Origin of the sequence: Sphingobium xenophagum (assembly GCF_002288285.1) — a bacterium.
GTDB classification, from domain to species: Bacteria; Pseudomonadota; Alphaproteobacteria; order Sphingomonadales; family Sphingomonadaceae; genus Sphingobium; species Sphingobium xenophagum.
Map to the genome: position 1 here is coordinate 2589115 of NZ_CP022745.1, position 11316 is coordinate 2600430.

At 63.8% G+C, this 11316-nt stretch carries 8 protein-coding genes and 2 tRNA genes; 5 read left to right on the forward strand and 5 right to left on the reverse strand.

What is annotated here, in order from left to right; translation table 11 throughout:
- Window positions 1–71: 71 nt before the first annotated feature.
- From CJD35_RS12615 to CJD35_RS12625, 3 genes are all read right to left on the reverse strand, one after another.
- Window positions 72–686, reverse strand: coding sequence for a 50S ribosomal protein L25/general stress protein Ctc (locus CJD35_RS12615; RefSeq protein ID WP_017183664.1), 615 nt, complete (start codon window positions 684–686; stop codon window positions 72–74).
- Between the two features lie 189 nt (window positions 687–875).
- Entirely contained in the window at window positions 876–1772 is an 897-nt protein-coding gene (locus CJD35_RS12620) for a TraB/GumN family protein (RefSeq protein WP_017184734.1), read from the reverse strand.
- Window positions 1773–1778: 6 nt separating this feature from the next.
- Window positions 1779–2672 carry a TraB/GumN family protein gene (locus CJD35_RS12625; RefSeq protein ID WP_017184733.1) on the reverse strand — a complete coding sequence of 298 codons (894 nt, stop codon included), beginning with the start codon at window positions 2670–2672 and terminating at the stop codon, window positions 1779–1781.
- Between the two features lie 134 nt (window positions 2673–2806).
- On the opposite strand from CJD35_RS12625, the gene CJD35_RS12630 reads away from it, so the two are divergent.
- The 3 genes from CJD35_RS12630 (at window position 2807) to ppdK (ending at window position 8924) form a co-directional block, all read left to right on the forward strand.
- A complete protein-coding gene (locus CJD35_RS12630; RefSeq protein ID WP_095687098.1) occupies window positions 2807–3679 on the forward strand; it encodes a glycine--tRNA ligase subunit alpha in 873 nt (290 codons plus the stop codon).
- 154 nt (window positions 3680–3833) lie between these two features.
- Complete coding sequence (glyS, locus tag CJD35_RS12635) at window positions 3834–6083, forward strand: glycine--tRNA ligase subunit beta (RefSeq protein ID WP_086485637.1); 2250 nt, start codon at window positions 3834–3836, stop codon at window positions 6081–6083.
- 138 nt (window positions 6084–6221) lie between these two features.
- Window positions 6222–8924 carry a pyruvate, phosphate dikinase gene (gene ppdK / locus CJD35_RS12640; RefSeq protein ID WP_017182918.1) on the forward strand — a complete coding sequence of 901 codons (2703 nt, stop codon included), beginning with the start codon at window positions 6222–6224 and terminating at the stop codon, window positions 8922–8924.
- A gap of 58 nt (window positions 8925–8982) precedes the next feature.
- Here ppdK and CJD35_RS12645 read toward each other — a convergent pair whose 3' ends face one another.
- A complete protein-coding gene (locus CJD35_RS12645; RefSeq protein ID WP_017182917.1) occupies window positions 8983–9468 on the reverse strand; it encodes a hypothetical protein in 486 nt (161 codons plus the stop codon).
- Between the two features lie 142 nt (window positions 9469–9610).
- Here CJD35_RS12645 and CJD35_RS12650 point away from each other — a divergent pair.
- Both CJD35_RS12650 and CJD35_RS12655 read left to right on the forward strand, forming a co-directional pair.
- Window positions 9611–9687, forward strand: a tRNA-Arg gene (locus CJD35_RS12650).
- A 56-nt stretch (window positions 9688–9743) separates the two neighbouring features.
- Window positions 9744–9820: transfer RNA gene (locus CJD35_RS12655), tRNA-Arg, on the forward strand.
- A gap of 8 nt (window positions 9821–9828) precedes the next feature.
- On the opposite strand, the gene CJD35_RS12660 is transcribed toward CJD35_RS12655, so the two are convergent.
- Entirely contained in the window at window positions 9829–11280 is a 1452-nt protein-coding gene (locus CJD35_RS12660) for a cobyric acid synthase (protein ID WP_017182916.1), read from the reverse strand.
- Window positions 11281–11316: the final 36 nt, after the last annotated feature.

Below are 11316 nucleotides of genomic sequence, written 5' to 3' on the forward strand. Positions count from 1 at the left end.
CTGTCGAACCGCCAGGTCCGACAGGCTCAGCCCGAACGGGGTTGAGCTGAACCGTTATACGGTCGAAAGGCTTATTCGGCTTCCGCCTCGGCCTCGCCTTCACCTTCGGCGCTCTTGAGAGCCGACGGGGCGACGATGGTCGCGATCGTGAAGTCGCGATCCTCGATCGCGGGCTTCGCGCCCTTGGGCAGCGTCACCGCGCTGATGTGGATCGAATCACCGACTTCGAAGCCGGTCAGGTCGACCACGACATCGTCGGGGATTTCGGAAGCATCGACGACCAGTTCGACATCATGACGAACGACGTTCAGCACGCCGCCCTTCTTGAGGCCGGGCGAGGCGGCTTCATTTTCGAAACGCACAGGGACCGCGACGGTCACGCTGGCATGTTCGGCAACGCGCAGGAAGTCGGCGTGCAGCGGACGGTCCGAAACGGGGTGGAAGGCCACATCCTTGGGCAGGGTGCGGACGGTCTTGCCGTTCACTTCGACCATGATGACCGAATTGAAGAAGTGGCCGGTGCCGAGCAGCTTGTTGAGGAGCTTTTCCTCGACATGGATCGACAGGGGTTCTTCGTTCATTCCATAGATGACGGCGGGTACGCGGCCCTCACGGCGGAGGGCGCGGGAGGCTCCCTTGCCTGCCCGATCGCGTGCCTCGGCCGACAGCGTAAGCTGCTCGCTCATTGCGTGTCTCCAAAAGCTGGTTTGAGTTACTTTTCCCGCCACGCCTCCAGGGATGACCATAGCGGGAGCGCGCCCTTTAGCAGAAAAGTCCCAGAAAGCAAGCGGGCCAACACGCGGTGCTCCCGCGAAGGCGGGAGCCCAGTTCATACGTCTCGACTGGGCTCCCGCCTTCGCGGGAGCACAAAGCGCCTACTGCACCCGCGTCACCGCAAACCCGCGCGCCTTCAGCAGGTCGATCAGATTCTCCCGCCCCGTCAGATGTCCGGCGCCCACCGCGATGAACGGCGCGCCTTTCATCGGTTCGATGGCCTTCACCCAGTCGCGGTTGCGCGCCACCAGCACCGCCTCCTCGACCACTGGGTCGGGCTGCTCGCCAATCTGGTCCTCCCTGGCGATCGCTTCCATGTCGCCCGTGCTCCAGGCCTTGAGGATGCGGTCATACAGCCCCTTCATATCCTTGGCCTCATGCACGGTCTGCACCAGCAGGCGCGATTGCGCCGCTTGCGGCAGCGTGTCGAACGCGCCGAACTGCCGTTCGATCGTCTCCAGCCCGCCAATCGGCTTGCCTGCCTTTGTGAAGGCCGCGATCAGTACCGGCTCGACCCCGTCATCCTGACTGACGCCCAGCTCCTGTTGCGTCGCCGCCGACAGCAGCATCGCCGCTGCCCAGCTTTCATAGCCTGACAATATTTGCGTGCTGGTCCCGCCATCGCTGATCGCCTTGTCCAGCGCAGCCTTCTCCTTGTCCGGCACGCGCGCTTCGAGTGGCGGCAGGCCCGGACTGCGCCCCATGGATTCAAACAGGGCCAGCGTTTTCTCCTCGTCCTGCAAATCCGCCGCCTCCAGCACCAGCCGGTCGGCCTTGGCCATCGCTGCGCGGATCGTCGGCGTCTCCCACGCTACCCCCTTGGGCAGCACATGGATGGTGCCGAACAGCCATCCCTTCATGTCGCCGCGCTGCACCTGCCACAGCGCCGGGCCTTCCTTTGCCGCGGGCGATGGGGCAGGGTCACCGCCACAGGCGGCAACCAGCGTCAGCGCACAGAATGCCAGAAAATGCGCCAGAAATCGGGTGAACAGCCGCATCCCCGCTTACTCCTTCACGCGCCGGGTCTTGATGCCCAGCGCCTTCAACTGATCCTGCACGCTGCCCTTGCCCGCCAGATGCCCAGCGCCCACGGCCACGAACACGGTGCCGGGCCGGTCCATCCGCCCCTTTATCCACTGCGCCCAGTTCGCATTGCGTCCGATCAGCAATGTCTGCGCCAGCTGCGGCGTCGCTTCGAGCGATTCGTTCATCGACCTGGCCAGCCGCTTGGGGTCGCCCGCCTGCCAATAGCGCAGCAGCTTGGCAAACTCGCCCTCCATCTCCGGCAATCCATCGACCGTCGCGTTCAGAAATTCGATCTGTTGCGCCATCGGCAGCGTGGCGAAGAAATCGATCTGCTGCTCGACCGTCTCCAGCGCCTCGACCTGCTTGCCCGCCTTCACCGCCGCCGCGCGCAATATCTTCTCCGCGCCCAGATCGGCGCGGTAGCCCAGCTTCTGGAGCGGCGCGACCGACAGCGCCATGCCCGCCATCCACGGGGCAAAGCGCTCGAACGCCTGCCACGGCATCGCATTGGCTTCCATCGCCGCGCGATATTTCGCCCGCGCCGTGTCGTCCAGCCGGTCCGACAGCGCCACCCCGTCGCCCGCAACCGCCTTGCTCATCATGACAGCGCCCATGACATTGGGATCGTCCGGCTCGATAATCTCCAGCACCAGCTCGTCCGCCCCGTCGAACGCGGCCTTCACATCGCCGCGAAACCAGTCGATCCCGGGCTTCATCACATGGACGGTGCCGAACAGGTAGATGGTGGTGTCCGCATCCTGCACCCGCCACAGGGCGGGGGTGGCAACGATATTGGCGGGCGTGGCAGGGCGCGCCTGCGCCACGCCACTCATCATCAACAGCGCAGCGGCGCATAAACGAAGCATCTTCATGCCGCACACATGCGTGCAGGGCGGCCCAAGGGCAAGCTGCTTAACCCTGTTTTGCGCGCGTTTCCCTTGACCGTATCAGCCCCATACGCCAATGCGCGACGCCAAGATAAACCGTCATATCGCAAGGATCACCCGTGGCCGAAGGCAAAGCGCTTTCCTTCCAGGATCTCATCCTGACCCTCCATGCCTATTGGGGGAAACAGGGCTGCGTCATCCTCCAGCCCTATGACATGGAAGTGGGCGCTGGCACCTTCCACCCCGCAACCACCTTGCGCGCGCTGGGGCCAAAGCCGTGGAACGCCGCCTATGTCCAGCCCAGCCGCCGCCCGACCGATGGCCGCTATGGCGAAAATCCCAACCGGCTCCAGCATTATTACCAATATCAGGTGATCATGAAGCCGTCGCCCGCCAACCTTCAGGATCTCTATCTGGGGTCGCTGATGGAAATCGGCATCGACCCGCTGGTCCACGACATCCGCTTTGTCGAGGATGACTGGGAAAGCCCGACGCTGGGCGCCTGGGGGCTGGGCTGGGAAGTCTGGTGCGACGGCATGGAAGTCAGCCAGTTCACCTATTTTCAGCAGATGGGCGGCTATGACTGCAAGCCGGTCGCGGGCGAACTCACCTACGGGCTTGAACGGCTCGCCATGTATATTCAGGGCGTCGACAGCGTCTATGACCTGAAATTCAACGACGCGGACGTCACCTATGGCGACGTGTTCCTCGACAATGAAAAGCAGATGTCGAAATGGAATTTCGAGGTCGCCGACACCGAAAAACTGTTCCGCTGGTTCAAGGATTGCCAGGCCGAATGGCGCCAGTGCATCGACAATGGCGTCCCGCTCGCCGCGTTCGAGCAGGCGATCAAGGCATCGCACACCTTCAACCTGCTGCAGGCCCGCGGCGTCATCTCCGTACAGGAACGCGCCAGCTACATGGGCCAGGTCCGCGACATGGCCAAGGGCAGCTGCGAAGCATGGATGGAATCCAACGGATGGACGGCGTGAATTCAGCACTTAACATCCTCCCCTTGCAGGGGAGGTGGCGCGCCGGAGGCGTGACGGAGGGGTGTTGCCCTGTCGATAAGGCGACACCCCTCCGTCTGGCTGCGCCAGACACCTCCCCTGCAAGGGGAGGATTTTCTACATGTGGGTATGACCAATGACTGACTTCCTCCTCGAACTGCGCTGCGAGGAAATTCCCGCGCGCATGCAATTGAAGGCCAGCGACGATCTCGCCCGCCTGTTTTCCGAGGAACTGGCCAAGTCCGGCCTCACCCCCGGCGCGATCGACAGTTTCGTGACGCCGCGCCGCCTGGCGCTCATCGCCCGCGACCTGCCGCTGGAAACCGCCGCCGTCAGCGAAGAACATAAAGGCCCGCGCACCAGCGCGCCGCCCCAGGCGCTCGAAGGCTTCCTGCGCAAGACCGGCCTGACCCAGGACCAGCTGGAGGATCGCGACGGCGTCTGGTTCGCCGTCATCAACAAGCCGGGCCGCGCGACCGCAGACGTGCTGGCGCAGGCCATCCCCGCCATCATCCGCGCCTTCCCCTGGCCCAAATCCATGCGCTGGGGCAGCGCGTCCCAAACCACCGAAAGCCTGCGCTGGGTCCGCCCGTTGCAGGCCATCGTCGCGATATTGGGCGAAGACCTTATCCCCTGCGAAGTCGACGGCATCCAGTCCGGCTACGCCACGCTCGGCCACCGCTTCCACCATAGCGGCGAGATCACCATCGGGGGCGCGAGCGATTACGCCGAAAAGCTGCGCGCCTGCCATGTCATCGTCAGCCATCAGGAACGCCAGTCGATCATAGCGGAAAAATCGGCGCAGGCCGCCGCCGCCCACGGCTACACCGTGGTCGAGGACAAGGGGCTGATCGCGGAAAATGCTGGCCTCACCGAATGGCCGGTCCCGCTGCTGGGCGATTTCGACCCCGCCTTCCTGGAGGTGCCGCCCGAAGTCATCCAGCTGACCCTGCGCATCAACCAGAAATATTTCGTGCTGCGCGACGGGCAGGGCAAACTCGCCCCCGCCTTCATCTGCACCGCCAATATCGAGGCGAAGGATGGCGGCGCGGCGATCATCGCGGGCAACCGCAAGGTACTGGCCGCACGCCTCTCCGACGCGCGCTTCTTCTGGGAACAGGACCGCAAAACCCGGCTGGAAGATCACGCAAAGAAGCTGGAACGCATCACCTTCCACGAGAAACTCGGCACCGTCGCCGACAAGGTCGAGCGCGTGGCGAACCTCGCCCGCTGGCTGGTGGAAGAGGGCATCGTCACCCCAACCACCCCCGCCACCACCGTCACCCCAGCGAAGGCTGGGGTCTCAGGCGGCAGCACACCAACGCCTGAGATGCCAGCTTCCACTGGCATGACGAAAGAGCAGTTGGCGCAGCTTGCGTATGACGCGGCAATGCTCTGCAAGGCCGACCTCGTCACCGAAATGGTCGGCGAATTCCCCGAACTGCAAGGCATTATGGGAGGCTACTACGCCCGCGCCGAAGGCCTGCCCGACGCCGTAGCCGACGCCATCCGCGACCATTACAAGCCGGTCGGCCAAGGCGACGACGTGCCGACAGCGCCGGTCACGGTAGCGGTGAGTTTGGCGGATAAGCTGGATACGATTGGCAGCTTTTTTGCCATCGGCGAGAGGCCTACCGGTTCTAAAGACCCATTCGCCCTTCGTCGCGCTGCGTTGGGTCTGATTAGTTCAGCGGTCGAAAATAATGTGCGCTTTCCTCTCGAAAAGCTGTTCATTGCTGCGCTTGCCGAAAAACAGCGAACTGCAGATGGAGATCCAGAAGCGGTATTTCATCTGTTTGATTTCTTCATTGAGCGCTTGAAGGTTCAACAGCGCACGGCAGGCGTTCGCCATGATCTTATAGAGGCAGTTTTCATGGCTGAAGAGGAGACGGAAGTCCTCCGCCTGCTCGCCCGCGTCCATGCGCTCCAGTCCTTCGTCGCGACCGATGACGGCGCGAACCTGCTGGCGGGCTACAAGCGTGCCGCGAACATCCTCAAGAAGGAAGCGCCTGCCCAACCCACCACCGTCATCCCCGCGAAGGCGGGGACCCATCTCCCAACCGAGCAATCAGACACAGCGGCGGCGATGGATTCCCGCCTTCGCGGGAATGACGGGCCTCTTTCCTACACCCCCGAAATAGCCGAAGCTGCGCTCATCGCCGCGCTCGACGTGGCGGAACCGCGCACGGCTCAGGCGGTGGCGGCGGAGGATTTCGAGGGTGCGATGGCGGCCCTTGCAACGCTCCGCGCGCCCATCGACGCCTTCTTTGAAAGCGTGACGGTCAATGATCCCGATGCGGACAAGCGCGCCGCCCGCCTCGCCCTTCTGGCGCGGGTCCGCGACGCCGTTCACAGTGTGGCGGACTTTTCGAAAATTACCGGGTGACGTAATAAAATGTCATGTTTGCCGGGAAAAGTACGAAGTTAAGGCGTAATAATCCTATTCGAACGCGCATGATCTGGCTATGCATGTCGGATTGTTGCGATGCAATATAATCGGCAATCAGTGCAGGGAGTGCCGGGAATGAAGAATACAGAAGAGGGCATGATGACGACGACCGCAACGCGCTATGTTTATCGTTTTGGCGGCGGCGTCGATGATGGCGGTCAGGGGGACCGCAATCTTCTGGGCGGCAAGGGCGCCAATCTCGACGGCATGGCCGCGATCGGCCTGCCTGTCCCTCCGGGCTTCACCATTACGACGGCCATGTGCACCCGCTATTATGAAGATGGCGGCGTCTATCCCGACAGCGTGAAGGCGGAAGTCGCCACTGGCCTCGCCCACATCGAAAGCATCACCGGCAAGACGTTCGGCAACGCTGCCGATCCGTTGCTCGTCTCGGTCCGCTCCGGCGCGCGCGCCTCGATGCCCGGCATGATGGACACGGTCCTCAACCTTGGCCTTAACGACGAAACCGTCGTCGGCCTCGCCAACACGTCGGGCGACGAGCGTTTCGCCTGGGACAGCTATCGTCGCTTCATCCAGATGTATTCGGACGTCGTGCTGGAACTGGACCATGGCGCGTTCGAAGAAGCGCTGGAAATCGCCAAGGAAGATCAGGGCTACACCCTCGACACCGAAATGACGGCGGACGACTGGAAGGCGCTGGTTGCCGAATATAAGGCGCTGGTGGAAAAGCTGTGGAACAAGCCGTTCCCGCAGGACGTCCATGACCAGCTCTGGGGCGCGATCAGCGCCGTATTCGGGTCGTGGCAGTCGGAACGCGCGAAAGTCTATCGCCGCCTCAACAACATCCCCGGCGAATGGGGCACTGCCGTCAATGTGCAGGCGATGGTGTTCGGCAATATGGGCGAAACCTCCGCCACCGGCGTCGCCTTCACCCGCGACCCGTCGACCGGCGAGAATGTCTATTATGGCGAATTCCTGATCAACGCCCAAGGTGAAGACGTCGTCGCAGGCATTCGCACCCCGCAATATCTGACCAAAGCCGCGCGCGAACGGGCAGGGGCCAAGCCGCTGTCGATGGAAGAGGCGATGCCGGAAACCTATGCCGAACTGGCCAAGGTGTTCCAGATCCTCGAAACCCATTATCGCGACATGCAGGACATCGAATTCACGGTGCAGCAGGGCAAGCTGTGGATGCTCCAGACCCGGTCGGGCAAGCGCACCGCCAAGGCCGCGCTCAAAATGGCCGTGGACATGGCGCATGAAGGGCTGATCACCGAAGAAGAAGCCGTCGCCCGCGTCGATCCCGCCGCGCTCGACCAGTTGCTTCACCCCACGCTCGATCCAAAGGCGCCGCGCGACGTGCTGACCAAGGGGCTGCCCGCCAGCCCCGGCGCTGCGTCGGGCCTGATCGTGTTCGACGCCGATACGGCCGAGCGCCGCAACGAAATGGGCGACGCCGTCATCCTGGTCCGCGTGGAAACCTCGCCGGAGGATATTCACGGCATGCACGCGGCCAAAGGCATCCTGACCGCCCGCGGCGGCATGACCAGCCACGCTGCCGTCGTCGCCCGCGGCATGGGCCGCCCCTGCGTGTCCGGCGCTGGCGGCATCTCGATCGACAATAGCGCCAAGATCCTGCGCGTCGGTGGCCGTGAACTCAAGGAAGGCGACATCCTCACGCTCGACGGTTCGACCGGCGAAGTGATGGCGGGCGAAGTCCCGACCGTTCAGCCCGAACTGGCCGGCGACTTCGGCACCCTGATGGTCTGGGCCGACAAGGTGCGTCGCCTCAAGGTCCGCGCCAACGCCGAAACGCCGCAGGACTGCAAGGTCGCGCGTGAATTCGGCGCGGAAGGCGTCGGCCTGTGCCGCACCGAACATATGTTCTTCGACGCGGCCCGCATCACCGCCGTGCGCGAAATGATTTTGGCCGACAGCGAAAAGGGCCGCCGCGTCGCGCTCGACCGGCTGCTGCCCGAACAGCGTGACGATTTCGCGCAGATTTTCATGGTGATGGCGGGCCTGCCCGTCACCATCCGCCTGCTCGATCCGCCGCTGCACGAATTCCTCCCCCATGCCGAGGCGGAATTTGAGGAAGTGGCCAAGGCGGCTGGCGTCGGCGTCGAACTGTTGAAGCGTCGCGCCAACGAACTGCATGAATTCAACCCGATGCTGGGCCATCGCGGTTGCCGCCTGGGCGTCACCTATCCCGAAATCTACGAGATGCAGGCCCGCGCGATCTTCGAGGCGGCGCTGATCGTCAAGCAGCGCGGTGGCGAAGCGCCGATCCCCGAAGTCATGATCCCGCTCGTTGCCACCCGCAAGGAACTGGAACTGATGAAGGCGATCGTCGATCGGGTCGCGACCGAAGTGTTCGCGGAACAGGGCGACAGCGTCGAATATCTGGTCGGCACGATGATCGAATTGCCCCGCGCCGCGCTTAAGGCAGGCGAGATCGCGGAAGTCGGCGAATTTTTCTCCTTCGGCACCAACGACCTTACCCAGACCACGATCGGCATCAGCCGTGACGATGCTGGCCGGTTCCTGACCCAATATGTGGACAAGGGCATCTTCGCCCGTGATCCCTTCGTCAGCATCGATGTCGAGGGTGTAGGCGAACTGATCCAGCTTGCCGCCGAACGCGGGCGCAAGACCCGCCCCGGCATCAAGCTTGGCATTTGCGGCGAACATGGCGGCGACCCCGCCTCGATCGCCTTCTGCGAGGCCACCGGCCTCGATTATGTCTCGGCCTCGCCCTATCGCGTGCCGATCGCCCGCCTGGCCGCGGCGCAGGCCGCTCTGGCGAACAAGAATTAAGGCAAAGGGCGGGGCGCAAACCCCGCCTTTTTCTTACCGGCTCTAGACCCGGCCCGGCTCAGACCGGCGTATTGATCCGACCGAACAGTCCCTTGCGCTGCCCGCCGCCTTCCAGCGCACGCGCCTGCTCCCGCCAATCCTCACGCGCGATCGTGCCGGGCGTCAGCCCCAGCCGCGCTTCCAGCGCCGCCTCCTGCTCGCTGCTCAGCGTGGCGATCTGGCCATAGCGATGATAGCCTGCCTCATGGAGCGATGCTGCCTGCGACTGGCTCAAGCCCTTGATCCGGCTCAGATCGTCGCCTTCCGCGGCAACGCCAGCGCCCGGCACGGCATCAACCGCTGGCGTCCGCTTCTCCAGCGCGACGATCCGCGCATTGGCAGCCTCCAACTGCGCGTCGCGATCCTTGAGCATCGCGCGATGGGCGGCCTGCTCGTCCCGCCAGGCCCGGCGATATTTACCGCGCCCGCTCATCATCAGGCCCAGGATCAGGCCAATGACCAGCGCGATCAGCAGCAGGGCGATGTCATTAAGGGTGAAGCTCATGATGGCATCCTTTCATTACCGTCTCGAACGGCGGATGACGCCAAAAGTTGCCCCGTGGCCCCATAAAGGCGGGAAGGGCGGGTAAAAGTGAAAAAAGGGGCTTGCCCAATCCGGCGCGCCCTACTATCCGCGCCACTCCAGTGCACCCGTAGCTCAGCTGGATAGAGCATCAGACTACGAATCTGAGGGTCGGGCGTTCGAATCGCTCCGGGTGCACCATTTATTCGAAGGGCTTTTGGTCCTGGCTTCCAGCCGCGATCAGTCTCCCTTCCAGCGCACCCGTAGCTCAGCTGGATAGAGCATCAGACTACGAATCTGAGGGTCGGGCGTTCGAATCGCTCCGGGTGCACCATTTCCCCTTCACCCCATCGCCAGCGCGACCATCGCGTCGATGTCGGCATGCTGCTCCAGCAGCGCCGCGACCTCATCAAGGGCGTCCTCGACCGTCTGTGCATAGTCGGCCATCGCCGACTGCCCGCCCAAGCGCTGCAGCAATGCGTTCCGCAGCGGCGCGCTGGCCAGGAGGCCATGGACATAGCTGCCCAGCACCCGCCCATCGCGGCTGATCGCGCCATCGGTCCTCTCGCCGTCCAGAATGGCAAAGGGCCGCGCACAATCCGGCCCGCTGGTCGCGCCCATATGCATCTCATACCCGGTAAAATCGGCTGCTAGCCCATGACCCTGTACCTGATGGAGCGCCTTGCCGGACGACATCAGCGTATCCACTTCCAGCAGGCCAAGTCCGGCAATGGTCTCCGACGGTCCCTCGATCCCTTCGGGGTCGCCGATCGTCCGTCCCAGCATCTGGTAGCCGCCGCAAATCCCCAGCACCGCGCCACCCCGCCGGTGATGCGCGCGAATGTCGATGTCCCAACCCTGCGCCACCATCGCGCGCATGTCGGCGATCGTCGCCTTGGACCCCGGCAGGATCACCAGCGCCGCATCGGCAGGGATTACCTGCCCTGGCCCGATCATCCGCAACTCGACCGACGGCTCCAGCTTCAACGGATCAAGATCGTCGAAATTGGAGATGCGCGGCAGCACCGGGCAGGCGATGACCAGCGGCGCATCGACAGACGGCGCGCGCCGTTCCAGCACCACCGCATCTTCGCTCGGCAGCCGCGCCACGGCGTCCAGCCACGGCATCACCCCCATGCCGCGCCAGCCCGACAACGCCGCAATCTGGGCATAGCCATCCTCGAACAGGGCAGGATCGCCACGGAATTTGTTGATCAGGAAACCCCGGATCATCGCAGCGTCCGCCGGGTCTATCACCGTGCGTGTGCCAACCACCGCCGCGATCACGCCGCCCCGGTCGATGTCACCGACCAGTATGACCGGCACGTTGGCCGCCCGCGCAAAACCCATATTGGCAATGTCGCCCGCACGCAGATTGATCTCGGCTGGCGATCCCGCCCCTTCGACCACCACAATGTCGCATTGCGCCTTCAATCGCTCGTAACTTTCCAGCACAGCACCCAGCAGCTCGCCGCGCGCGCTACGGAAATTGCCCGATCCCAACGTGCCGCGCACCTGGCCATGGACGATCAGCTGGGATGTCCGGTCCGCCTGCGGCTTCAACAGCACCGGGTTCATGTCGCTATGTAACGGCACGCCGCACGCAACTGCCTGCAATGCCTGCGCCCGGCCAATCTCTCCGCCATCGCTGGTGACGGCCGCATTGTTGGACATGTTCTGCGGCTTGAACGGCCGCACATTGTAGCCCCGTCGGACCAGCGCCCGGCACAATCCGGCGACCAGCACCGATTTGCCCACGTCCGATCCGGTTCCCTGTAGCATGATCGCGCCCATCGGACGCTCCTGACGGCAGCGGGCCGCCAGCGCAAG